The organism is Demequina soli (assembly GCF_000971195.1).
Classification (GTDB): Bacteria; Actinomycetota; Actinomycetes; order Actinomycetales; family Demequinaceae; genus Demequina; species Demequina soli.
On the sequence record NZ_BBLZ01000002.1, the window covers coordinates 308114 to 333083 of the forward strand.

16 protein-coding genes are annotated in these 24970 nt (G+C 71.1%); 11 read left to right on the forward strand and 5 right to left on the reverse strand.

Annotated features, from left to right (window positions below):
• Positions 1 to 120: 120 nt before the first annotated feature.
• Complete coding sequence (locus AOM04_RS04915; RefSeq protein ID WP_062463187.1) at positions 121 to 1257, reverse strand: acetate/propionate family kinase; 1137 nt, start codon at positions 1255 to 1257, stop codon at positions 121 to 123.
• Complete coding sequence (gene pta, locus AOM04_RS04920) at positions 1254 to 3332, reverse strand: phosphate acetyltransferase (RefSeq protein WP_062463190.1); 2079 nt, start codon at positions 3330 to 3332, stop codon at positions 1254 to 1256. The genes AOM04_RS04915 and pta overlap by 4 nt, the downstream gene beginning before the upstream one ends.
• 184 nt (positions 3333 to 3516) lie before the next feature.
• On the opposite strand from pta, the gene AOM04_RS04925 reads away from it, so the two are divergent.
• From AOM04_RS04925 to guaA, 4 genes are read left to right on the forward strand one after another with little or no spacing between them, the layout of a single operon-like run.
• On the forward strand, positions 3517 to 4686 hold the full coding sequence (locus AOM04_RS04925) for a GGDEF domain-containing protein (protein ID WP_062463193.1): 1170 nt from the start codon (positions 3517 to 3519) through the stop codon (positions 4684 to 4686).
• Entirely contained in the window at positions 4683 to 5465 is a 783-nt protein-coding gene (locus tag AOM04_RS04930; protein ID WP_062463196.1) for an SURF1 family cytochrome oxidase biogenesis protein, read from the forward strand. The genes AOM04_RS04925 and AOM04_RS04930 overlap by 4 nt, the downstream gene beginning before the upstream one ends.
• The gene (locus tag AOM04_RS04935) at positions 5462 to 5812 is read left to right on the forward strand and encodes a DUF3817 domain-containing protein (RefSeq protein WP_062463199.1); all 351 of its coding nucleotides are present in this window, start codon (positions 5462 to 5464) and stop codon (positions 5810 to 5812) included. The genes AOM04_RS04930 and AOM04_RS04935 overlap by 4 nt, the downstream gene beginning before the upstream one ends.
• Complete coding sequence (gene guaA, locus AOM04_RS04940) at positions 5809 to 7380, forward strand: glutamine-hydrolyzing GMP synthase (protein ID WP_062463202.1); 1572 nt, start codon at positions 5809 to 5811, stop codon at positions 7378 to 7380. Before AOM04_RS04935 ends, guaA begins: the two co-directional genes overlap by 4 nt.
• 66 nt (positions 7381 to 7446) lie before the next feature.
• On the opposite strand, the gene AOM04_RS04945 is transcribed toward guaA, so the two are convergent.
• Positions 7447 to 7797, reverse strand: a complete 351-nt coding sequence (locus tag AOM04_RS04945; RefSeq protein WP_062463205.1) for a hypothetical protein — start codon at positions 7795 to 7797, stop codon at positions 7447 to 7449.
• Positions 7794 to 9371: a PspC domain-containing protein gene (locus AOM04_RS04950; RefSeq protein ID WP_062463208.1), complete on the reverse strand. Its 1578-nt coding sequence runs from the start codon at positions 9369 to 9371 to the stop codon at positions 7794 to 7796. The genes AOM04_RS04945 and AOM04_RS04950 overlap by 4 nt, the downstream gene beginning before the upstream one ends.
• A 153-nt stretch (positions 9372 to 9524) precedes the next feature.
• On the opposite strand from AOM04_RS04950, the gene AOM04_RS04955 reads away from it, so the two are divergent.
• Positions 9525 to 10544 (forward strand): sensor histidine kinase, encoded by a 1020-nt coding sequence (locus AOM04_RS04955; protein WP_062463211.1) that lies wholly within the window; start codon positions 9525 to 9527, stop codon positions 10542 to 10544.
• Positions 10541 to 11191 (forward strand): response regulator, encoded by a 651-nt coding sequence (locus tag AOM04_RS04960; RefSeq protein WP_062463215.1) that lies wholly within the window; start codon positions 10541 to 10543, stop codon positions 11189 to 11191. Before AOM04_RS04955 ends, AOM04_RS04960 begins: the two co-directional genes overlap by 4 nt.
• Before the next feature lie 101 nt (positions 11192 to 11292).
• Here AOM04_RS04960 and AOM04_RS04965 read toward each other — a convergent pair whose 3' ends face one another.
• On the reverse strand, positions 11293 to 11982 hold the full coding sequence (locus tag AOM04_RS04965; RefSeq protein ID WP_062463218.1) for a hypothetical protein: 690 nt from the start codon (positions 11980 to 11982) through the stop codon (positions 11293 to 11295).
• A 233-nt stretch (positions 11983 to 12215) separates the two neighbouring features.
• Here AOM04_RS04965 and AOM04_RS04970 point away from each other — a divergent pair, with 233 nt between their 5' ends.
• From AOM04_RS04970 to AOM04_RS04990, 5 genes are all read left to right on the forward strand, one after another.
• Positions 12216 to 13718 carry a DEAD/DEAH box helicase gene (locus tag AOM04_RS04970; protein WP_062463221.1) on the forward strand — a complete coding sequence of 501 codons (1503 nt, stop codon included), beginning with the start codon at positions 12216 to 12218 and terminating at the stop codon, positions 13716 to 13718.
• Positions 13719 to 13787: 69 nt separating this feature from the next.
• Entirely contained in the window at positions 13788 to 14510 is a 723-nt protein-coding gene (locus AOM04_RS14465; protein WP_156160616.1) for a hypothetical protein, read from the forward strand.
• A gap of 213 nt (positions 14511 to 14723) precedes the next feature.
• Positions 14724 to 17354, forward strand: a complete 2631-nt coding sequence (gene pcrA, locus AOM04_RS04980; protein WP_082104388.1) for a DNA helicase PcrA — start codon at positions 14724 to 14726, stop codon at positions 17352 to 17354.
• Between the two features lie 214 nt (positions 17355 to 17568).
• Positions 17569 to 24213: an RHS repeat-associated core domain-containing protein gene (locus AOM04_RS04985; protein ID WP_156160617.1), complete on the forward strand. Its 6645-nt coding sequence runs from the start codon at positions 17569 to 17571 to the stop codon at positions 24211 to 24213.
• The gene (locus AOM04_RS04990) at positions 24210 to 24737 is read left to right on the forward strand and encodes a barstar family protein (RefSeq protein ID WP_062463230.1); all 528 of its coding nucleotides are present in this window, start codon (positions 24210 to 24212) and stop codon (positions 24735 to 24737) included. The genes AOM04_RS04985 and AOM04_RS04990 overlap by 4 nt, the downstream gene beginning before the upstream one ends.
• Positions 24738 to 24970 lie beyond the last annotated feature (233 nt).

Below are 24970 nucleotides of genomic sequence, written 5' to 3' on the forward strand. Positions count from 1 at the left end.
TCCCTGGTCACGTGCCCTGCGCGGCGATCCATACGGCGGTTGGTGCGGGGAGGGCGGGCGGGAAGCACGAGGGCCGGCCCCCCAAGCGGGGAGCCGGCCCTCGGAAGACGGATCAGCCGGTCAGGAGACCGCCGCGATCGACTGCAGGGCGATCTCGCGCTCCTCGTTGGTGGGGATGACCCACACCTGGACGCGCGACGCATCGGTGGAGATGAGCGTCGGCTCGGTGCAGCGGCCCTCGTTGCGGACCGGGTCCACCTCGATGCCGAGCTCCTCGAGGCCCGCGAGCGACAGCTCCCGGATCGCGTCGGCGTTCTCGCCCACGCCCGCCGTGAACACGATCGCGTCGAGGCCGCCGAGCAGCGCCATGTAGCGCCCCACGTAGCCCTTGATGCGGCGCGTGTAGACCTCGAGCGCGACCTGCGCCTCGTGGCTGCCCTCGGCCGCGGCCTTGCGCACGTCGCGCATGTCGTTGGAGCCGGCGAGGCCCAGCAGGCCCGACTTCTTGTTGAGCAGCTCGTCGATCTCGTCGATCGACAGGCCCGCGGCGCGGTGGAGGTGGAAGATCACGGCGGGGTCGAGGTCGCCCGAGCGGGTGCCCATGACCAGGCCCTCGAGCGGGGTGAGCCCCATCGAGGTGTCGATCGCGATGCCGTCCTTGATCGCGTCGATCGACGCGCCGTTGCCCAGGTGTGCGGTGATGACGCGCAGGCCCTTGGCGTCGCGGCCCATCACGCGGGCGACCTCGCGCGACACGTAGCCGTGCGAGGTGCCGTGGAAGCCGTAGCGGCGGATGCCGTGCTCGCGGGCGATGTGCGGGTCGATCGCGTACGAGTACGCGGCCTCGGTCAGGGTCGCGTGGAACGCGGTGTCGAACACGGCGACGTGCGGCAGGTCGGGGAACGCGTGGCGCGCGGCCTCGATGCCCGAGACGTGGCCCGGGTTGTGCAGCGGCGCGAGGACCGCGAGCTTCGCGATGTGGTCGACGACCTCGTCGGTGATGATGGTCGGCGCGGTGAACTCGGCGCCGCCCTGGACCACGCGGTGACCCACGACGGTGAGGCGCGACAGGTCCACGCCCGAGTCGGGCTGGGACAGGGTCTCGATGACGGCGCGCACGCCCTCGTTGTGGTCCGTCACGCGCTCGACCAGGCCCGACGCGAGGGGTGCGTCGGCGGTGGTGTCGACCACCTGGTACTTGATCGAGCTGGAGCCGCAGTTGAGGACGAGGGCGATGCCGTTGTAGTTGACGCTCACGCGTTGCCTTCCGGGGAGTCGAGGTTCTGGGCCTGGATCGCGGTGATCGCGACCGTGTTGACGATGTCCTGCACGAGCGCGCCGCGCGACAGGTCGTTGACCGGCTTGCGCAGGCCCTGCAGGACCGGGCCGACGGCGACCGCGTTCGCGGAGCGCTGGACGGCCTTGTAGGTGTTGTTGCCGGTGTTGAGGTCGGGGAAGACCAGCACCGTGGCCCGGCCCGCGACGGGGGAGCCGGGTGCCTTCGACGCGGCGACGGACGGCTCGACGGCCGCGTCGTACTGCATCGGCCCGTCGACCAGGAGGTCGGGGCGGCGCTCCTTGACGATCGCGGTGGCCTCGCGCACCTTGTCGACGTCGGAGCCCGTGCCGGACTCGCCCGTCGAGTAGGACAGCATCGCCACGCGCGGCTCGACGCCGAACTGCGCGGCCGTGTCCGCCGAGGAGATCGCGATATCCGCGAGCTGCTCCGCGGTCGGGTCCGGGTTGACGGCGCAGTCGCCGTAGACCAGCACCTGGTCGGCGAGGCACATGAAGAACACCGACGACACGACGGAGACGCCGGGCACGGTCTTGATGATCTGGAACGACGGCAGGATCGTGTGGGCCGTGGTGTGGGCGGCGCCCGACACCATGCCGTCCGCGAGCCCGAGCTCGACCATCATCGTGCCGAAGTAGCTGACGTCCTGGACGCGGTCGCGCGCCGCCTCGAGGGTCGCGCCCTTGTGCTTGCGCATCTCGTAGTAGTCGTGCGCGAAGCGCTCGACGTGCTCGGGGTCGGACGGGGAGATGATGGTCGCGGCCTCGAGGTCCAGGCCCAGCTCCGCGGCACGGGCGCGGATCGCGCTCTCGTTGCCCAGGATGATCAGCTCGACGACGTCGCGGGTGAGCAGGGACGATGCGGCGCGCAGGATGCGGTCGTCGCCGCCCTCGGGGAGGACGATGCGCTGCTTGCGCGAGCGGGCGCGGTCGAGCAGGCCGTACTCGAACATGAGCGGCGTGATGACGTCCGTGCGGGCGACGTCGAGCACGCCGCGCAGGCGGTCGGCGGCCACGAACTGGTCGAACATGGCCAGCGCGGTGTCGACCTTGAGCTGGCTCTCGCGTGACAGGCGGCCGCGCGTGGTGGAGCAGCGGCGCGCGGTCTCGAACGTGTCGAGCTCGGTGCGCACCACGGGCAGCGGCGAGCCGAGGCCCTCGACCAGGCGGCGGATGGACGAGCGGGGCTCGAGGCCGCCGGTGAGGATCACGCCCGACAGGGACGGGAAGCCCTCGGCGCCGTGCGCGGCCAGGAGGGCGAGCATCGTGTCCGAGCGGTCGCCGGGGACGATCACGACGGAGCCATCCTCGAGGCGGTCGAGGAGGTTCGACGTGGTCATCGCGCCGACGATGATGCCGCGCGTCTCGCGCGCCAGGAGCGCCGGGTCGCCGGTGATGAGGGTGCCGTCGATCGCGTCGACGAGCTGGTTCATCGAGGGGGCGATGAGCAGCGGGTCCTCGGGCAGGACGCCCAGGCGCAGCTCCTCGGGCAGCAGCGCGGCGATCGCGTCGACGTCCTCGGGGGCGCAGCGGTTGACGAAGATGCCGGCGACGCTCGCGTGCGAGCCCGACAGCTCGAGGCGCGCCTGGTCGATGACCTGGGCGACCTCGCCGGGGGTGCGCTCGCTGCCGTGCACCACGAGCACGACGGGCGCGCCGAGGTTCGCGGCGATGCGCCCGTTGAACTCGAGCTCCGCGGCGGCGGACACGTCGGTGTAGTCGGTGCCGACGATGACGACGGCGTCGCACTGCCGCTCGACCTCGTGGAAGCGCGACACGATGGTGGACAGCGCCTTCTCGGGGTCGGCGTGGACGTCCTCGTAGGTGACGCCGATCGCCTCCTCGTAGGACAGGTCGATGCTGTCGTGTCCGAGCAGGAGCTCCAGGACGTAGTCGGATCCGTCGGCGACGCGGGCGACCGGGCGGAAGATCCCGACCCGTCCTACCTGCTTCGCGAGGAGATTGGTGATGCCGAGGGCGATGGTGGACTTGCCGGTGTCGCCTTCGGCAGATGCGATATAGATGCTTCGTGCCACGGGCCTATGGTTTCACGATCTCGTAGGACCCACCTGGTCGAAGGTCCCGACCGGCTTGTGCGACAGTGCGGACGTCCCCCGGGTAGCAGGTTTCCAGCGACGATGCGTAGGCTGGGCGAGCGGTGACGCTGAGGGACGGGCCGTCCCGCCCCTCGCGCGCCCGCACGCACCTGAGGGAGGGGCGATGGCAGCGGACGGATCCGACGAGCGGCTCACGCGCGTCGCTGCGCTGCTGTCCGGATTCTTCGAGCGCAGCGCCGGCGGGCTGACCGGGCCGGAGGGCGCCGCCGCGGGCACCGTCCGCACCTTCGCGCTCGTGTCGATCGGCACCACCCTCGGGTTCACGGCGCGCTACCTCGGCTACCCGGGCATCCTCGAGGGGCCGATGCCGTGGTTCAGCGCCGGCACGCTGCTCGCCTTCATCGCGGTGCTCGTCCTGGTGCGCGCGGGCCGCCAGCTCGCGGGCGCCGCCGTCTACCTCGCGGCGGCCACGATCGGCATGATCGACATGGCGTTCGTGCTCGGGTGGGGCTCGGGCCACCACCTGTACCTCATCACCTCGGCGCAGCTCGTGTTCCTCATGTTCACCGACCGGCAGCGCGCGTGGCGGTGGCTGTTCGTCGTGCTGTCCGCCGTCGCGTTCCTCGTCGCCCAGCTCGGCGCGCCGGGCGTCGGCCCCTACGCGCGTCCCGACGAGCTCAGCGGCATCTTCGCGGCCAACGCCATCGGCACCGCGACGCTCATGTACATCCTGTCCGTGGTCGCCCACCACCGCGCCGGAACCGCCCGCGCCGAGGCCACCCGTCAGGCGGAGCGGGCCGAGTACCTGGCCAACACGGACCCGCTCACGGGCCTCGCGAACCGGCGTCCCGTGACGGCGCGGCTCGAGCAGCTCGCCGCCGCGGACGGCGCCACCTACTGCGTCGCGATCGCCGACCTCGACCGCTTCAAGCAGCTCAACGACGTCCACGGCCACGCGTGCGGCGACCGCGTGCTCGCGGCGCTCGGCGACCGCCTGCGCGGCCAGGTGCGCGTGACCGACCTGCTGGGCAGGTGGGGCGGCGAGGAGTTCATCGTCGTGCTCGCGGGGACATCGCTGCCCGACGCAGCCGTCATGATGGAGCGCATGAGAAGGATCGTCGGAGACCACCCGATCGAGTGCGGCGACCACGCGCACGCGGTCACGGTGTCGGTGGGCGTCGCTGACGGCGTCGCCGACCGCATGAGCCACCGCGTGGTCAAGCGCGCGGACGACGCGCTGTACGACGCGAAGCTCGCGGGTCGCGACCGCGTGCAGCTGCGTCCGCTGGGCGAGCCGGGCGCACCGCGCCCGACCGCGCGGCCCGCCCGGTGACGGCGGCCACGCGCGGCCGCATCCTGTGGGGCCGCATCCTCGTCGCCGTGCTCATCGCCGCCGTCGCGGTGGTCGCCTGCGGCGCCCTCGGCTGGTGGCAGTGGGGTCGCGCGGAGACCACCGGCCGCACCGTGCAGCCCGACCCCGCCGTGCCGCTCGCCGACGTGCTGCGCCCCGCGGAGAGTGCCGGCCTCGCGATCGGGCGCCAGGTGACGGTGAGCGGTACCTGGGCGGACGTCGAGGCCGCGGTCGTCACGGGCCGCGAGGTCGACGGCACGCCCGCGGAGATGCTCGTGCGCGCGCTCACCGTCCCCGCCGAGCAGACCGGCACCGGCGAGCCCGCGACGCTCGCGGTGGTGGTCGGCTGGCGTGCCGACGGCGACGCCGTCGGCGTGGACGATGCGCCGGGGACCGAGGCGACCGTCGAGGGCTACCTGCGGGCGCCCGAGGCGTCCACCGCATCGTCCACCCCCGACCAGGCGCCCGCGGACGGCACGTTCTGGACCACCGCGATGGCGACGTCGGAGCTCGCGCAGCACTGGCCGTCGCCGCTCTACAGCGCGCTGCTGGTGTCCTACGACGGGTCCGCGAGCTGGACCGCTCTCGAGCCGCTGCCGCCCACCACGGAGATCAACTTCCGCTCGGGCGCGTACGCCATCGAGTGGTGGGTGTTCGGGGCGTTCGCCCTGTTCATCACCGCGCGCTGGATACGGGACAATGGACGCGCGCACCCGGAGACCCCGGACGGTGCGCACGCAACCGGAGAGGACCACGCGTGAGCGACGCTTCCAGCAAGATCCCCGGGGCGCTCCAGCGCTACCGCGTCATGGCGTTCGTCACCGGCACGCTGCTGATGATCGTGTTCCTCGGGCTGCTGCGCTACATCCCCGCGTTCGAGGGCTCGCGCGACACGCTCGACCCGATCCTCGGACCCATCGCGATCCTGCACGGCTGGGTGTTCATGGTGTACCTCGTCACCGTGACGCAGCTGTGGATGCTCATGAGGTGGGACATCCCCCGGCTGCTGTTCATGGCGGCCGGCGGCGTGGTCCCCCTGCTGTCGTTCTTCGCCGAGCGCCGCGTGCACGCGGAGGTCTCGGCCCACCTGGAGGAGGCCAAGCCGTGACCGAAACCCAGCACCGCCCTGTCCTGGTCGTCGACTGCGGCGCCCAGTACGCGCAGCTGATTGCGCGACGCGTGCGCGAGGCGCACGTCTACTCCGAGATCGTCCCGCACTCCATGAGCGCCGAGGCGATGCTCGCCAAGAACCCCGCCGCCGTCATCCTGTCCGGCGGCCCCTCGTCGGTGTACGAGGACGGCGCCCCCCAGATCGACCCCGCGCTGTTCGAGGCCGGCGTGCCCGTCATGGGCATCTGCTACGGCTTCCAGGCCATGGCCCAGGCCATGGGCGGCACCGTCGCCAAGACCGGCCTGCGCGAGTACGGCCGCACCCAGGCGTCCGTCGGCGCCGCCGGCACCGCGCTCGCGGGCAGCCCCGCCGTCCAGGAGGTCTGGATGAGCCATGGCGACTCCGTGAAGGAGGCGCCCCCCGGCTTCTCCGTCCTCGCGACCACCGTGGGCGCGCCCGTCGCGGCGTTCGAGAACCTGGACCTCAAGATGTGCGGCGTGCAGTGGCACCCCGAGGTCAAGCACTCGCCGCTCGGCCAGCACGCGATCGAGAACTTCCTCTACAACGTGGCCGGCCTGCAGCCCGACTGGACCTCCTCCAACGTCATCGACGAGCAGGTCGAGCGCATCCGCGCGCAGATCGGCACCAAGCGCGTCATCTGCGCGCTGTCGGGCGGCGTCGACTCCGCCGTCGCGGCCGCGATCGTGCAGAAGGCCGTGGGCGACCAGCTCACGTGCATCCACGTGGACCACGGCCTCATGCGGGCAGGCGAGGTCGAGCAGATCGAGAAGGACTTCGTCGCGTCCACCGGCGTGCGCCTCATCATCCGCGACGAGAAGGAGCGGTTCCTGACGGCGCTCGCGGGCGTGAGCGACCCCGAGACCAAGCGCAAGATCATCGGCCGCGAGTTCATCCGCGTGTTCGAGGACGCCGCGCGCCAGGTGGTCGAGGAGGCCGGCGCGCACGGCGAGGACGTCGACTTCCTGGTCCAGGGCACGCTGTACCCCGACGTCGTCGAGTCCGGCGGCGGCGAGGGCGCGGCCAACATCAAGAGCCACCACAACGTGGGCGGACTGCCCGACGACCTGCAGTTCTCGCTCGTCGAGCCGCTGCGCGCGCTGTTCAAGGACGAGGTCCGCGCCGTGGGCCGCGAGCTGGGCATCCCCGAGGAGATCGTGGGCCGCCAGCCGTTCCCGGGCCCCGGCCTGGGCATCCGCATCATCGGCGAGGTGACCTGGGAGCGCCTGGAGATCCTGCGTCGCGCCGACGCGATCGCCCGCGAGGAGCTCACCAAGGCCGGCCTGGACCAGGAGATCTGGCAGTGCCCCGTGGTGCTCCTCGCCGACGTCCGCTCGGTGGGCGTCCAGGGCGACGGCCGCACCTACGGCCACCCGATCGTGCTGCGCCCCGTGTCCTCCGAGGACGCCATGACGGCCGACTGGTCGCGCGTGCCCTACGAGGTGCTCGCGCACATCTCCAACCGCATCACCAACGAGGTGGCCGAGGTCAACCGCGTGGTGCTCGACGTCACGTCGAAGCCGCCGGGCACCATCGAGTGGGAGTGAGCTGAACGGAGGAGGGCCCCCGCACATCGGTGCGGGGGCCCTCCTCCGTTGTGAGGCTGCTGCGGGTCAGGCGTCCTTGCGGTCCTCCGGCTCGATCACCTCGGTGTCCGCCGTCTGCTCGGCGGGCATCTCGACCGTGGCGGAGAGGTCCTCGTCCGCCGGCGCATCGTCCAGCGGCTCGCTCACCGTGAAGGCGGCCCGCTCCTTGCGCGACTGGCGCGACGCGGCCGCGACGGCCGAGGCGAGCAGCCAGCCGCCCAGCACCGCGAGCGCGACGATCGCGAGCAGCTGCAGGTCGACGTCGTAGCCCGACAGCGCGGCGATCGCGAACGCGCCGCCCGCGGTGACGATGCCACCCCAGATGAGGCCGGTGACGCGCTCGGCGGCGCCGCGGCGGGGACGGATCTCGGCGCTCACGGCGCCACCTCCTCGATGACGATGACCGAGTAGCCCTCGGCCGGGTTGGATGAGTCCAGCGTGAGCAGCGGGTCGCCGGCGTTCGCGACCTTGAGGCCCGTGGAGCCGTCGACATCGCACGCGATGCGGCGGTCGGCGAAGTAGACGCTCGCCGAGGTGCCCGACGCGGCGGCGACCTCGACGGAGGCGCCGACGGGCACCCGGACCGTGGTGTAGCCCGCCGACAGGGTGTCGGTGACGGACTGCTCGAGCGGCACCTCGGACACGAGGCCGCGGGACTGTCCCTCGCTCGACGGCACCTCGGAGGTCTCGTAGCAGTAGGCCGGCAGGGTGACGGTGGAGTAGTCGGCCTCGAACGCGGTGAGCGGGTCGAACGTGGCGGTCGCGGTCGGTGCGGGCACCGGCGCCGCGCTCGCGACACCGTTGCCGGATCCGTCGATCTGCGCGTGCACGCCGTTCGCGTCGACGGTGATGTCGGGCAGGTAGCGGTCCGCCCAGCCGTCGCGCATGCGGTCGGCGTCGCCGATGAGCACGAGCGTCGGGACGAGCAGCACCGCCGACACGAAGCCGAGGAAGCCGAGCCTGCGGCCGCTCAGCGCGACCAGCATGAGGATCACGCCCAGCCCGGTCACGAAGCCCACGAACCACGCGATCATCGGGTGCACTCCCAGGCGGTCCTGCCATGCGGCCCACACGGTGCCGGCGGCGGACAGCACCAGCCAGGCGAGCGTCGCGAGCCAGAACGGGGCGCCCGGGCCGGGCACACGCGGGGGTCGCGGGGGGCGCGGGGCCGCCGGCGGAGGTGCGACGGGGGACGATGCGGCGGGCGGCGGCGTCGTGCCCGTGGGCTGGGCGGGTGCGGGCGCGGCATAGCCGGCCGACGCGTACGCGGCGGCGGACGCCTGCTCGGCGGCCGCGTTGGCCTGGTTGACCGCGTCGTCCACCGCGGACACGACGCTCGCGGCCTGGTAGGAGCGCTGGTGGTGGCGTGCTGCGGCGCGCTGGGCGCGGCGGTCGGCCGCCCAGACCGGAGGGACGGCGTAGACGGGGGGCTCGCCCGGCGGCTGCGCGGCCTGGTCACGGTTGCGGCGGGTCATCATCACGATGAAGAAGATGACGCCGCCCACCAGGACGATCGGCACGACGATCATGAACATGATCGCCGCGAGGCGGAAGATGCCGCCGCCCGCGCCGTCGTTCCAGATGGTGTTCGCCGACCAGCCCCACGGTCCGCCGCGGTCGCCCAGCCCGATGAGGCCGAGGACGCCGAAGATGCCGATGCCGACGAGCGCGCCGACGTTCGGCATGCCGCGCCCGAAGTCCTGCGCGACGATCCTGCCGTGGCGGTCGGGCAGGAGCGCCCACGCCGCGCCATACGCGAGCAGGACGATCCCGTTGAGGAACACCGCGAGCGCGACCACGCCGACGCGCGTCCAGGCGCGCGACCAGCCGAGACGCTCGGCGACGCCGCCGACGACGCCGCTGAGGACGCGGGCATCGGAGCGGGTGATGCCCCATCCGCGGATGGTGGTGAAGAACCCTGCCTCGGTCGGCGGGGTCTGCTGCTGGGTCATGGTCTCTCCTTGCGAGTCTTCCTCGAGTCTCGCGCCGCGGCGCGGGGCCCCGCTATGAGGGGACACCCTGATTCGGACCCTGATCCCGGGGCGCCCCGCGCATCGTCCGGCAGGCCGAGGAACGGTGCGCCGCGGCTGTGCGAAGGTGGTGCCATGACAGCCCCCGCGCCCCGCGTCGCGCGACCGCTCGAGCGTCGCTCGCCGGCCGTGCAGTGGTGGCGCGCGACCGTGGGCGTGGTGCTGCTCGGCATCGCCGCGACGATGCTGGTGCGGAAGTACGAGTGGGCGCATCTGGCCTGGTGGCTGCTGCCGCTGCTGCTGTTCGTGGTGGCGGTGGTGCTCGTGTGGAGCCCCCTCGAGAACGCGGTGCAGCTCGACGCGCGCCGCCCCGACGTCGGCGGGCTGTTCTCTCGCGACGCGTGGCTGCGGGCGGTGGGTGGGGTCGCGCTCGCGATCGGCGCGCTCGGGTGGTTCGCGGCGGGCACGGCGGGGTGGAACCCGGTGATCCGCGCGATCGTGGTGCCGCTCACGTGCATCGCGGGCGTCGCGTTGGTGCTCGCGCCGTGGTGGCTGCGCCTCATCCGCCAGGTGGGCGTGGAGCGGGAGCGGCGCGTGCGTGAGTTCGAGCGCGCCGAGATCGCCGCGCACCTCCACGACTCGGTGCTGCAGACCCTCACCCTCATCCGTGCGAAGGCGGATGACCCGGCCGCCGTCGCCCGGCTGGCCCGCGCCCAGGAGCGCGACCTGCGCGCGTACCTCTATCAGGAGCGCATGTCCCACGCCGACTCCGTCGCGACGGCCCTCGCCGCCGCGGTCGCGGAGGTCGAGGACGCGCAGGGCATCGAGGTCGAGGTCGTCACCGTCGGCGACGCCCCCACCACCCCGGCGCTCGCTGCCGCGGTGCGCGCGCTGCGCGAGGCCGTGCTCAACGCCGCCCGTCACGCCCGCGGCCCCTACTCCGTGTACGCGGAGGTGACCGGGCGCGGCCTCGAGGCGTTCGTGCGCGACGGCGGGCCCGGGTTCGACCCGGACGCCGTGCCCGCGGGCCGGCTCGGGATCCGCGACTCGATCATCGGGCGCGTGACCCGCCATGGCGGCACGGCGGAGGTCTCGTCGACGCCTGGCGGCCGCACCGAGGTGACTCTGACGATGCCCCTGGAGGAGCAGCCATGACCGTGTCCGTGGTGATCGTGGACGACCACGACGTCATCCGTGTCGGTGTGCGCGAGAGCCTTGCCGACGACATCGCCGTCGTCGGCGAGGCCCGCGACGTCGAGTCCGCGATCGCGGTGGTGCGCGAGGCCGCACCGCAGGTGGTGATCCTCGACGTGCACCTGCCCGGCGGCACCGGGGGAGGCGCGCTCGACGTGCTCGCCGAGGTGCTGCATCGTCCCGGCGCGCCGCGGGTGCTCGCGCTGTCGGTGTCCGATGCGGCCGAGGACGTGGTCGCGACCGTGCGGGCCGGCGCGCGCGGCTACGTCACCAAGTCCATCTCCGGTGCCGACCTGTCCGACGCGGTGCGCCGGGTCGCGACGGGCGACGCGGTGTTCTCGCCGCGCCTCGCGGGCTTCGTGCTCGACGCGTTCGGCGCCGCCGGGGGAGAGGTGGCGGCCGCCGACGAGGACCTCGACAAGCTCACCGAGCGCGAGCAGGAGGTCATGCGGCTCATCGCGCGCGGCTACACCTACCGCGAGGTCGCGGAGAAGCTGTTCATCTCGATCAAGACCGTCGAGACCCACGTGGGCAAGGTGCTGCACAAGCTGCAGCTGTCCAACCGGCACGAGCTCGCGCACTGGGCGGCGCAGCGGCGCATCGTCTGAGGTGGTGCGGGCCGCGCATCGTGGCGATTGGTACCACCGGCCGCGATCGGAGGCCGATTCGTGTCCATTGGTACCAATCCGCGGGGTGGACCTGGCCTCGACTACCGGAACAGCGACACCGCCCGCGCGATCACCAGGGCCAGCAGCACGAAGCCCGAGAACGCCTGCAGCCCCATGAGCGCCTTCGCGCGGCCCGACAGCGGGATCGAGTCCGACGCGGAGAACGCCATCGAGTTCGACAGCGACGTGTAGAGGTAGTCGCCGAAGCGCGGCAGCCAGCCCGCGTGACGGGACGATGCGGCGGCCACCTCGTCGATCGCGTCGTGGTCCTCGTCCTGGGCGAAGCGGAGGTCGGCCGCGGGCAGGTCGGCGCGGTCGCGGGCGCGACGCACGACGGGTCCTCCCCGGTCGAGCTCCCACAGCACCAGCGCGAACGCGATGACGTTGGTGAGCCACACCTGGGCGGCCGAGAGCAGGATGCGCGAGCCCGATCCGGCGGTGGGCTGGGTCAGGGACAGGATCAGCTCGACGAGCATCACCTGGTTCGCGCCGGCGAGCAGCAGCGCCTGCGCGACCGACAGGCCGCGGGTCCACGGCGTCTGGCGGTGCAGGCGCACGGGGTTGACCACGAGCAGCGGGATCAGGAGCACCAGCCCGATCCCGACGACCGTGTAGCGGAGCGCGGGCAGGAAGGTCGAGGGCAGCGCCAGGTACATGGCCAACGCGACCAGCAGGGCCGCCACCGCGGGCCAGCGGTGCTCGCCGCGGCCGCCCTCGGGAATCGCCGTCATGGGGTGATCATGCACCCGCCTGGTAGTCTTGGCGGTACTTGCGGGGACGACACCGTCCCCCCTGCGTCGCAGATTGCTTCCGCTTCTCGCCAGCGCCCGGTCCGACCGGCAGCGCGGCTCGTAGAAATTCTCTTCGGCGAACGAGAGCGGACACCTCCGCCTTCGCCACCACCGCCGGTGCGATCGCCCCCTGGGCGCCGCGCGCATCGTCCCCTGCCATGAAAGGCACCACCATGTCCTCCACGACCTTCGCCGAGCTCGGCGTGCCCGTCGCGCTGACCGACGTCCTCGAGTCCGACGGCAAGACCCACGCGTTCCCCATCCAGGTCGACACGCTCCCCGACACGCTCGCCGGTCGCGACGTGCTGGGCCGCGGCCGCACCGGCTCCGGCAAGACCCTCGCGTTCTCGATCCCGCTGGTCGCGCGCCTCGGCGCCCGCTCCGGCCGCGCCAAGGCCGGCCGCCCCCGCGCGCTCGTGCTCGCCCCGACGCGCGAGCTCGCGACGCAGATCGACGCCGTCCTCGCGCCGCTCGCCGCGGCCTACGGCATGCGCACCACCACCATCTTCGGCGGCGTCAGCCAGCACCGCCAGGAGCAGGCGCTGCAGCGCGGCGTCGACATCGTCGTCGCGTGCCCCGGCCGCCTCGAGGACCTCATGCGTCAGCGCCACGTCTCGCTCGACGAGGTCGCGGTCACCGTCCTCGACGAGGCCGACCACATGGCGGACCTGGGCTTCCTGCCCGGCGTCACCCGCATCATGAGCGCGACGCCGCAGCGCGGCCAGCGCCTGCTGTTCTCGGCGACGCTCGACAACGGCGTTGACAAGCTGGTCAAGAAGTTCCTGTCCGACCCCATCACGCACGCCGTCGACCCCGAGGACAGCCCGGTCGAGGCCATGACTCACCACGTGTTCCACGTCGACGGCGCCGAGGCCAAGCGCGACCTGATCCGCACGCTCGCGTCCGGCACCTCGCGTCGCATCCTCTTCACCCGCACCAAGCACCAGGCCAAGAAGCTCGCGAAGCAGCTCACCGCCGACGGCATCCCCGCGGTCGACCTCCACGGCAACCTCTCGCAGAACGCGCGCGACCGGAACCTCGCGGCCTTCGCGGGCGACCGCGTGCGCGTGCTCGTCGCGACCGACGTCGCCGCGCGCGGCGTCCACGTCGACGGCGTCGAGCTCGTGGTCCACGTGGACCCGCCGGCCGAGCACAAGGCGTACCTGCACCGCTCGGGCCGCACGGCGCGCGCCGGCTCGTCCGGCGACGTCGTCACCGTGGTGCTGCCCGAGCAGCGCCGCGAGACCCAGCAGCTGCTGCGCAAGGCCGGCATCGGCGTGCGTCCCGAGGCCGTGAGCGCCGCCTCCGCGCAGGTGGTGCGCCTCGTCGGCGAGGTCGCGCCCGTGGTCTCGCCCGCGGCCGCCGCGGCCGCGGTCGAGGGTCCGCGCCAGCAGCAGCGCCGTCCGCAGGGCTCCTCCGAGGGTCAGGCCCGCGGTGGCGCCCCGCGCCAGGGCGGCGGTCGCCGTCGCCGCGGCGGCCAGCGCTCCGGCTCGGGCGCCGGCTCGCAGGGTACGGGCGGCGGCGCAGCCGCCAACGCGTCCGGCACCGCGACCTCGCGTCCGCGCAGCCACGCCCCCCGCACGGGTGCGTCCGGCGGCGGCAAGGCGTCCGGCGGGGCCGCCGCGTTCTCCGCGCGTGGAGGTTCCGGCGCGTCGCGCCGTCGCCCCACGCGGTAACGGTGATATTCCTGGTAACTAGCGTCAGGGGGGTTGTGCCCTCGCGGGCGTCGGCCTACCCTCGGTCCCATGGGGGGCGAAGAGGCTGAGGGGCCGACGCGCGCGATGGTGCACGCCGACGAGGTCGCCATGCCCGCGGAGCAGGGCTTCGTGGGCAGGCGGGCGCGTCGGAGCCGCGCGCACGAGTACTGGAGCGCGCGGCCGTGGGCCGTGCGCGAGGAGGAGCGGGCCGCGCTGCCGACGCCGCGGCCGGTGCCGACGATCACCCCGCTGCCGCAGCGGTCGGAGCCCGTCGGGACCACCGCCGCGGGCCTGCCGATGCGCGTCGCCCCCGGGCTCGCGCAGCCCGTCGAGGACGACGGCGTGATCCAGCTGCCGCGCTCCTCGGGCGAGGTCCCGACGGTGCGCCTCGAGCCCGTGCCCGACCCGGTCCCGTCCGTGTGGCCGGCGCCGATCGCGGCCGACGTCCCCGAGCCCGGGGACGATGCGCCGCTCGAGCAGGCGGCCGACGCACCCGCCGCCGAGGCAGGCGACGTCGACGAGGCGCTCGAGATGCTCGTCGAGCTCGCGCCGCACCTCGAGTGCCTGGCGAGCGCGGCTGATGCCGCCGCGCGCGTCACCTACGCGCGATGCCAGGGCATGCTCGCGCGCATGGGTCGGGCCGTGAGCGACCGGCGGGTGTGGCGTGCCCTCCTGGCCCTGTGCGACGCCGACCCGGATCCCGAGGTGCGCGCGGAGGCCGACGCGGCGCTCATCGCGCTCGAGCAGCACGGCACGGTGCCGCGAGCCTGAGCCGCGCTGCCGCTGCCGCTGCCGCTGCCGCTGCCGCTGCCGCTGCCGCGACCGTCCCCCACACGCGGCGCGCGATGTGAACGTTCGCCCGATGCAACTCCCGTCGCAAACCGGGACAAGCCGGGGCCGAGGTGCATCCGGCGTGTGGGGCACGGTCACGGCTCGGGGGAGGGCGGGGCCGGGGTCGGCGGCAGCGCCTAGACTTTCCGGGTCATGGATGCGCTCTTCGATCTCGACGGCACGGTCCCCTCCGAGCCGCAGCCCCGCACGCCCGCCGCCCCCGAGGCGGCCGCCCCGGCGACCGCGCCCGCGCCGGAGCCCGACGCGTGGGCAGGCGGCCCCGAGCCGGAGGAGTGGGGCGAGCCCGCTCCGGAGGACTACGAACCCGAGCCGGGGCACCACGACATGCCCCAGGACGCCTGGATCCCGCCGGCCCCGATCCTCGCCGGACACCGCCCGTCCCAAGCGGCCCCGGCGGCGAACCGCCCGGCGCGCGGCGCATCGTCCCTGGTGGAGGGCCTCAACCCGCCGCAGGCCGAGGCCGTGCTGCACCAGGGTGAGGCCCTGCTCATCATGGCGGGCGCCGGCTCCGGCAAGACCCGCGTGCTCACCCACCGCATCGCGCACCTGCTCGAGGCCGGCCGCGCGCGCCCCCACCAGATCCTCGCGATCACGTTCACCAACAAGGCCGCGGCGGAGATGCGCGAGCGCGTCGAGGCGCTCGTGGGCCCCGAGGCACGCGGCATGTGGGTCGCGACGTTCCACAGCGCGTGCGTGCGCATCCTGCGCGCGGACCACCAGAAGGCGGGCCTGAGCTCGAGCTTCTCGATCTACGACACGTCGGACTCGGTCAACCTCATGAAGCTCGTCATGAAGGAGCTGAACCTCGACCCCAAGAAGTTCACGCCGAAGGCGATCCTGGGGCGCATCGGCAAGTTCAAGGACGAGCTGATCGACCCCGAGGTCGCGCTCGCGGGCGCGTCGATGGCCAGCAAGTTCAGCATCGAGCATGCCGCCGCGACCGCCTACCCGCTGTACCAGCGCCGCCTCGAGGCGGCCAACGCGGTCGACTTCGACGACATCATCGTGAAGACCGTCGGCCTGCTCCAGCATCACCCCGAGGTGGCGCGCGACTACCGCGAGCGGTTCCGCCACATCCTGGTCGACGAGTACCAGGACACCAACCACGCGCAGTACGTGCTGGTGCGCGAGCTCGTGGGCCCCGCCGACGACGCGAGCCTGCCCGCCGGCGAGCTCACCGTCGTGGGTGACGCGGACCAGTCGATCTACGCGTTCCGCGGCGCGACCATCCGCAACATCATGGAGTTCGAGAAGGACTACCCGAACGCGCACATCGTGCGCCTCGAGCAGAACTACCGCTCCACCCAGAACATCCTCACCGCCGCCAACACGGTCATCCAGAACAACTCGGACCGCCGGCCCAAGAACCTGTGGACCGACTCGGGCGCCGGCGAGAAGATCAAGGGCTACGCCGCGGACACCGAGCAGGGCGAGGCGCAGTACATCGGCACGGAGATCCGCCGCCTCATCGACGAGGACGGCATCGAGCCCAACGACATCGCGATCATGTACCGCGCCAACGCGCAGTCCCGCGCCGTCGAGGAGCGCTTCATCCGCGCCGAGATCCCCTACAAGGTGGTCGGCGGCACGCGCTTCTACGAGCGCAAGGAGATCAAGGACATGCTCGCGTACCTCGCCGCCGTGGTGAACGAGGACGACGACGTAGCCACCCGCCGCATCATCAACGAGCCCAAGCGCGGCATCGGCGACACCGCCGTCGAGTCCGTCGAGGGCGTGCGCCGGAGTCTGGTGGCGGCCGGCGAGGAGGCCAGCTTCGGCACCGCGCTACGGCGCCTGGACGATGCGGGGCTTCAGGCCCGCTCACAGCGCGCCATCGAGGACTTCGTGCGGCTCATGGACGACCTGCGCGCCCTCGCGAAGGACAACGGCCCCGCCGGCGTGCTCGACGCGATCGCCGACCGCAGCGGCCTGCTCGCCTCGCTCCGGAAGAGCGAGGACCCGCAGGACGCGAGCCGGATCGAGAACATCATGGAGCTCGTCGCGGTGGGCCGCGAGTTCTCCGAGGACAACCCCGAGGGCACGCTCGCGGACTTCCTCGAGAAGGTTGCGCTGGTCGCGGACGCCGACCAGGTGCCGGACGCTGACGGCACGGGCGGCGTCGTCACGATGATGACCCTCCACACCGCCAAGGGGCTCGAGTTCCCCGTCGTGTTCCTCACTGGCATGGAGGACGGCACGTTCCCGCACATGCGGTCGATCGAGTCGGGCAACACCAAGGACATGGAGGAGGAGCGGCGCCTCGCCTACGTGGGCCTCACCCGCGCCCGCGAGCGGCTCTACCTCACGCGTGCAGAGGCCCGCTCGAGCTGGGGAGCGCCCCAGTACTTCGGGGCGTCGCGCTTCGTCGAGGAGATCCCCGCCGAGCTCATGGAGTGGACCCGCGCGGCGACGTCGATGGCGTCCCTGCGCGCGGCCTCCGACCGGGGCTCGTCGCGCTCGGGCGCGTGGTCGGGCATGGGCTACGGCTCGGGCGGCGGCTACGGCGGCAACCAGGATCGCGCCGACGGCAACACGTACTCGCGGGCCGGGGCCGTCTCGACGCGCCGCGTGCCGCCCAGCCCGCCGGGCGCGGGCGCGGGCGACGTGGGCTTCGAGGTCGGCGAGCGCGTGCTGCACGACAAGTTCGGCATGGGCAAGGTGGTCGGCACCGAGGGCGTGGGCCGCAACGCGGTCGTCAAGGTCGACTTCGGCGGCGACGTCAAGCGCCTGGTGCTGCGCTTCAACAGCCTCGACAAGCTGTAGGCGCCGGCGCCCCAGCGGGGCGGCTGCAGTGCTCCGGTGGCCGAGCGGCGCGGGAGGCGTGACCGGTAGGGCCCGTGGGCCGACGCGGTATGTCCTTTGGCTCTTGCTACGTGTCTTGGGCGTCACTACGTTGTGCGCATCGGCCCTCGAGGCCGCCAAGCGGGGGTGTGTGTTGCGCGGTCGTTTTGCGGTGGTGCCTGCGGTGTTGGCGTGCTTGATCGGGTTCGCGGTGCCGGCGTCGGCGTCGTCGTCGACGTCGACGTCGGCCTCGGAGGCGGTGTCGGCGGTGTCTCAGGGGTCTCCTGGGGTCGCGACCGTCGCGGATGCCACGGTTGGTGTGAAGGACGGGTTGCCGCTCGCGGTGAGCCCGGCTGGTGACGCCGAATCGGGGGCGTCGTCGAGCGCGGAACGGTGGCAGGATCCGGTCGACCCGTCCCAGGTTCTTGAGGTCGCGCCTGCGGTGGCGGACGGTGCTGTGCTGCCCGATGACGTGTTCGACCTGCGGGAGGCGTCCGCGGACGTGATCGATCAGGCGGTGGGCGTGGATCCTGTGGTGGGGTCGGCGTCGGTGGATATGCCTGGTGGTGACGGTGAGGACGTGCCGTTGGTCGAGGTGGGCGATGAGGTCGCTGTGAGCACTGTCGAGGTCGATGGGGCGATTCCGGGGGCGTCGGTGGCGTTCACGTTGCGCAACACGGACCCGGCGGCGGACGCGTCGTGGGCCGAGCTCGTGGTCAACCCGGACGCTTTCGCCGGGGCCTACGGTGCGGACTATGCGGACAGGCTCGAGCTGTGGGCGTTTCCTGAGTGCTCGCTGGACGCTACCGCCAGCGTCGACTGTTTGAACGGCACGCAGCTGCCCGCCACCGTCGACAGCGACACGGGTGCGCTGGTGGTGGAGGTGCCCGTCGATCCCATGGCCGGCACGCTGGGTGGCGGCTACGGGTACGGTGTGGGCGGCCCGCTGCACCTGGGGTCGTCCCGGGGTTTGCTGGCGTCGTTGGTGGATGCGCGCCATGTGGCGATGGCGACGTCGGCGAGCGGCACGGTGTTGGCGGCGGTGTCGGGTCCGTCGGGTCCGGGCGGTACTTTCACCGCGACCGACCTGCCTGCACCGGGAACGTGGGGGGCCAGCGGCGCGACCGGCGCGTTCACCTACTCGATCCCGCTGGAGCTGCCGCCAGCGGTGGTGGGCACCGCGCCGGACCTGTCGTTGAATTATTTGAGTGCGGCGGTCGATGGCCGCAACATCGCATCCAACGGGCAGGCGTCCGCCGCCGGCGAGGGGTGGGACTTCTCCACCGGGTACATCGAGCGCATCTACACCGCGTGTGCGAACGACGGCTACAGCGCGCATGCCAGCGACCTGTGCTGGAAGTCCCCCGACAGCTCTGACCCTGGCAACGCCGCCTATGTGCTCAACCTGGGTGGTGCCAGCTATCCGCTGATCTGGGATGGCGGGAACGGGTACCGCACGTCCGATGACAGGGGTTGGCGCATCACGCATCACTCGGGCGGCAGCGCAGACAACGATGACAACAACGACGAGTACTTCAAGCTCGCCCTGCCCGACGGTTCCCGCTACTTCTTCGGCCTGGGCACCCTGTCCGATGGCACGGTCACGAACTCGGTGGCGACGGTGCCGGTCTTCGGCGACGATTCCGGCGAGCCGCGGTGCAACGGCTCGGCGGCATCGGACTACTGCGTCCAGGGCTACCGGTGGATGCTGGACAAGGCCTTGGACCGCAATGAGAACGCGGTGACGTACCTCTACACGCGCGAGACCAACAGGTACGCGTTGGGCGGGGACGCATCCAAGTCCGTCTCCTACACGTCGGCGATCAGCCTCGGCGAGGTCCACTATGGGCAGCGCGACTCGGACCTGACCAATTATGAGGTCAAGGTGGTCGTCGGTGCCCGTTACCGCTGCATGGAACGCACGGGCACGTCGTTCTACAACTTCGACGATGACCCTGCGTGTCCCAGCGCGGTCGCGAGCAACGCTGCGTCCTATCCTGACGTGCCGCTGGACCTCAAGTGCACGGCGACGTGCAGCTCGTCCCAGGACTCGCCGACATTCTTCACAACGAAGCGCTACGACTTCGTCCTGGTGCAGGTGAAGAAGGCGTCGGGCGGCTGGGTCTCGGCGTACCGCCACCAGCTTGGATTCGCCTTCCCCGCCACGGACGACGGCTCGGCGCGCTCGTTGTGGCTCAACACGGTGCAGACCCGCTACTACACGCTCGGTGATACCAGCGACTACGCAAACGGGTATGCGTATGCCTTCGACGGCGACCAGCTCAACAACCGCGTCGACTGGACCCAGTCCGTCCGTGCGCTCGACAAGCGGCGCATCACGAGCGTCTATACGCCGCTGGGCGGCAGGGTCGACGTCGACTACGCGACGTCGTACTCGCCCGGCACGTCGCGTCATTGTCCGATGGGTGGTTCAGCGGGCAACCAGAACTTCACGGACTGGTACGCGCCGGTGGTGGCCGCCGGCTGGGACCACAATTCGTGGGACTGCTATCCGATGTTCTTCGACCCCGATGGTGCTGGTGGCGCCGCCGCGGGGTTCGGCATCTTCCACAAGTACCGTGTCGAGTCCGTCAAGACGTACGACCTCGTCGGTGATGCGCCCATGCAGTCGGTGTCGTACGAGTACGTCGGCAGTCCTGCCTGGGCCTACCAGGACGACCCGTTGGTGGCACGCGGCGCCGGGGTCCAGACCTGGAACGACGATCGCGGCTATACCCGGGTGATCGCTACGCAGGGCGCGGGTGCAGACACGGCGGTGACGGCGACCCAGTACTACCGGGGCATGGACGGCGACTGGAACGCCAACGGCACCACCAAGGACGCGACGATCCTCAACCTGGTGACGAACGCGGACGTCACCGACTATCGGCCGCTGAGGGGTCGGGAACTGTCCACGCGGGTGCGCAACGACGACGGCGACTACATGTCGACCTCGACGACCGCGTACAACCGGGACAAGACGGTGGACAGGCCCGGCGTCCACGACGCCGTCGCCGTGACCGTCAAATATGTCGACACCGCGGAGCGGGTCGTGGATTCGAACCTCGTGCCGACGTCGCAGTGGCGTACCAGGCGAGTGTCCACGTCGTATGACGAGGCCGACAGGCCCGTCGAGGTCAAGACCGACGACGATATCGACACCGCGGGCGATATCGCGTGCACCGAGATGTCGTACGCGACAGCAGTCGGTGACGACGGCAGCTGGAGCACGGTGTACGACACCTCCGTGTGGGGGCAGAAGTACTACCAGTGGTTCATCGCAGAGACGATCACTCACGAGGGCACGTGCGATGCGGGGGTGGTGTCGGCCCGCAAGCGCTACCTCTACGACGGAGCAGACGCGGTCACGGGCCAGCATCCGATCGATGGCAACGTGACCACCGAACGCACGTACACCGATCACTCGCACACGGCGTCGACGTCCGCGACCTACACACCGGCGGGGCGGGTCCTGACCCAGACCTCCGCGAACCAGGACGGCGCGACGACGCCGGCAACCACCACCTACAGCTACTCCGGGATCGGCACATCGCCACGCACCGCTACCGTCACGCGGGCGTCGGCGTCGACACCCACGTTCACGTCGAGCGCCACCTACGAGGTTGCCTTCGGCCAGCCCACGCGCACGCAGGACGAACAAGGGCAGGTCACCTACTACCAGTACGACAAGCAGGGACGCCTGACCGACGGCTGGGCGCCACGCCAATCCGGCAACGCGGCGACGTTGGATACGAGCCTCTCCCGCACCGTCCACTACAACTACTCCGGCAGTGCCAGATTCGGGCAGAGCAGGACCGAACCTGCACGTGTCGAACAGGTCCTCGCCCCCGACAACTCGGCCATGCGCGCCAAGCAGCGCACCCTGACGCTGTTCAACGGTTCCGGCCAGCCGTTCGAGGTCCACACCCCGACAGCCGACGGCACCTCGGGTCGGCTGGTGACGAACACCCGGTACGACGAGCTCGGCCGAGTGTTCCGACAGTCTGAGCCGTACCTCAGCACGACCGCGTACGACATGGACGCGGCCCCCGCGAACCCGTCATCCCTGGCCACGATCGGCGTCCCGTACTCGGAGACCCTCTACGACTGGGCAGGACGAGCCGTCGAGGTGGACCGCAAGAATGGCTACACCTACCTCAGCCGCACGTCGACCGAGTATCACGGCGATCGAACCAACACGATATCGCTTGGCAAGAATGGAGCCGTCGGGTCGTCATCGACGGCGCGTCTCGACAGCCGCGGCAGGACCGCCATGGTGCTCCAGCACGAAGGTTGGGACTCGACGGCCGATCGGCCCACAGGCGCCGATATCGTCACGACGTACACGTACGGGGTCAACAGCTCGACCGGTGAGGCGAAGACCACCGCCACCGACGCGGCGGGGTCAGCGACCATCACCACCACCGACCTCGCGGGGCGCACCATCAAGTTGGACGACCCGAACGGGGGCGTCACCACCTACGCCTACGACGACGACGGCAACGTCGTCAGCATGTCGTCGCCGGCAGGGGTCATCGCGATGACCTACGACGTGTGGGACAGGACGACCAAGCGAGAAGCCCTGCCCAAGAGCTCAAGCACCGCCGACGCCACCACCACCTGGCGCTACGACACAGCGCCCAATGGCACGGCCAGCCTGCCGGGCATGCTCTTCAAGACCGCTCACACCACCCCGGCAGGTACGGTCATCTCCCGCGTCGACGCAGTCGATGACTACGGCGCGGTCACCCAAGCATCGACCGTGCTGCCCTCGACGAGCGCACTCGGCGAGCTCGCCGGCACCACCTACACCGCGTCAACCTCCTACGACCAGTGGGGTCGAGCGACATCCGCGACCTTGCCGGCCGTCGGCGACATGCCCGCCGAGACCCTCACCACCAGCTACGACGCATGGAGCCGGCCCACGCGTCTGGCCTCAGGTGCCACCACCTTCGTCACGGGCGAGACCTACCAGCCCGATGGGAAGACCGACACACGCACCTACGGCAACGCCGCCTCGACCCAACTCACCTACGACGGCGCCGGACGCGTCGCCACGATCGAAGCATCGCTGAGGAACGGCACCACCGCCGTCCAGTCCGACTCGTACACCTACAACGACGACGGAACGCTGAAGTCCGTCTGGAACGGCGTCACGAACGTCCGCCAGTGCTACGTGTACGACGGCTACGTGCGCCTGACACAGGCATGGACGCAGACCGGGTCCTGCAGCGCGACGGCGCCGTCGACGTGGAACGTGGGCGCCACTGCCTACTCCAACACCTGGGAGTACGGCAACGCGGGCCGCATCGGGTCCACCACGACCAGCACCGGCGACGGCACCACCGCTACCCGCACCTACACATACACAGACCCCAACCACCCCACCGCGGTGACCACCGTCACCGGAGGCGCCACCGGCCATTACACCTACGACGCTGCCGGGCGCATGACGTCCCGGACCAACCCGTCAGGCACCGGCGCCGACACCCTCACCTGGGACCCCCTGTCCAACCTCGCCACCGCCGGAGCCGAGACCTACCTCTACGACGGATCCGGACAGCGCATCGCACGCATCGCGAACGGCGCCGCCACCGTCTGGGTTGGACCGGACGAGATCACCGACACCAACACAGCCGCCACCAGCGGTGTGTCTGCGACACGCACCTACACATTCCACGGCAAGACCGTCGCCGTCCGTCACGCCGGCGACATCAACCACGACGGCGCCGACGACACCGGCATCCAGCTCATTTTCACCGACCTGCAAGGCTCCGCCGAAGCCTCCCTCAACGTCACCCTCATCAACGGCGTCATGCAGACCACAACCACCACCACAGGAGCCGCCTGGCAGGCCTACAGCCCCTACGGATCAACCCGCGGCAGCAGCAACCTCCTCCAAAGCCGCGGCTGGCTCGGCCAGGTCGAAGACACCACCAACCCCGCCAGCTCCACCGGCACCAGCACGGGACTGACCTACCTCAACGCCCGCTACTACGACCCGACACTCGGACGGTTCATCTCACCCGACCCGATCCTCATCCCTGGCGACCCCAGAACCCTCGACCCGTACATGTATGCGGGCAACAACCCCATCGCCTACGTTGACCCCACCGGGCTTCGCTTGGCGTGCGCATCGGGAGGCACCCTGGACCAGGACGCCTGCTATGGAGGCAAGCCAACCGACGAGGTGAGGAACGCTGGCGGATTCAACCGCCTCTACAACCGCGGCGGCAGCGCCCGCGAGCGGGAAAACACGTGGGGACAGGAAAACCAGGCGAACCGTGACGCGATCTTGACCCACCCGAGCAATCAGTGGTGGCTCAATATCGAAAACGGCGCTTTCACGTCCGCGACCTTTGGAGCCGTTTCCGAACCGATCCTTGGTGACTCCGCCGCGCAATGGTTGTTCTACGGCACCGGGTTCGTCCTCGGCCTCCTCGGAGCGATCGTCGAATTGCCCGAAGAAGGAGCCGCAGTGGCCGGCGAGGGTGCCATACTCGCGGTAGACGGCGCCGCCGAAGCCATCGAGGCCGCCGCAAACACCGCAGACCATGTCCTCCCGATCGGGCCCGGTTCAGAGAAGGCGTGGACGGTACTGAATCGCGTTGATGGAAAGGGTTCGCCGCTACCCGGCTACAAGGGCGGCAGGGTCTTTGAGAATACGCAAGGCAAACTTCCCGAGTCGCCGGGTCTCACCTATCGCGAGTGGGACGTGAATCCGTTCGTGAAGGGCGGGAACCGTGGAGCTGAACGCATCGTGACCGGTAGCGACGGCTCGGCGTACTGGACGGGCGATCACTACGACAGCTTCCTGATTTTCCGGGGGCCGACACCATGACGGAACCCCTGCCGCTGATGACGGTTGATCCTGAGCTCCGAGTCATGCTGCTTGAGGGCGATGCCGAGTCGATTGGTACGGCTGTGATGGGCTGGGGCGACGCTGGCTTGACCGCCCGCGTAGTCCGCGGACGCAAGATGCGGAGCCGGAGAGGCGTGCTCGACGAGTTCGCCGCGGCGTTGCAGTTCCCGCCATACTTCGGCGACAACGAGGACGCGTTCAACGAGTGCATCGCTGAGCTCGAGGCACTTCCTGCTGGCGCCGGCTATGTCGTCACGATCACCGAGCCTGACCAGGTACTGGCTGATGAGGACGCGGCAGCGCTCGAATGGCTAGTTCGTTCCCTAACGTCGGCCGCCGCGGACTGGGCCCAGTCAATTGAACTCGGCGAGTGGTGGGACCGGCCAGCTGTCCCGTTCCATGTTGTTCTCGCAGGAGAGAATGCCCACGTCGTGCAGGCGGCCCGTCGGTGGTCAAGCGCAGGGGCAGCTGTGATTCCGCTCGGGGGCCTTGATGGCGGCTGAGGGACACTGGATCTGGCGGTCCCGTGGCGCGAAGGCTGACACCCTGACGGGTGAGAGCCAGCCGAGGATCAGCGCACGCCAGCTGCTTCTGTTCCTAGCCGCCGTGATCGCCGCCTTGGCGGCGATCAGCGGCTTCACGACCGCATCGGCGTCCGCGAGCCTCGTGGCAGAAACCCGCGTCGGGGCCCTCACCATTGCCGGCACCGTTCTCGTCGGGCCACCCGAACGCATCA

Bases quoted from the DNA above. Each gene is read 5' to 3' on its own strand.
- AOM04_RS04970 (WP_062463221.1), top strand. From the start codon at position 12,216: ATGTCCTCCACGACCTTCGCCGAGCTCGGCGTGCCCGTCGCGCTGACC.
- AOM04_RS04955 (WP_062463211.1), top strand. From the start codon at position 9,525: ATGACAGCCCCCGCGCCCCGCGTCGCGCGACCGCTCGAGCGTCGCTCG.
- AOM04_RS04925 (WP_062463193.1), top strand. From the start codon at position 3,517: ATGGCAGCGGACGGATCCGACGAGCGGCTCACGCGCGTCGCTGCGCTG.
- AOM04_RS04965 (WP_062463218.1), bottom strand. From the start codon at position 11,982: ATGACGGCGATTCCCGAGGGCGGCCGCGGCGAGCACCGCTGGCCCGCG.
- AOM04_RS04960 (WP_062463215.1), top strand. From the start codon at position 10,541: ATGACCGTGTCCGTGGTGATCGTGGACGACCACGACGTCATCCGTGTC.
- AOM04_RS04950 (WP_062463208.1), bottom strand. From the start codon at position 9,371: ATGACCCAGCAGCAGACCCCGCCGACCGAGGCAGGGTTCTTCACCACC.
- AOM04_RS04990 (WP_062463230.1), top strand. From the start codon at position 24,210: ATGACGGAACCCCTGCCGCTGATGACGGTTGATCCTGAGCTCCGAGTC.
- AOM04_RS14465 (WP_156160616.1), top strand. From the start codon at position 13,788: ATGGGGGGCGAAGAGGCTGAGGGGCCGACGCGCGCGATGGTGCACGCC.
- pcrA (WP_082104388.1), top strand. From the start codon at position 14,724: ATGGATGCGCTCTTCGATCTCGACGGCACGGTCCCCTCCGAGCCGCAG.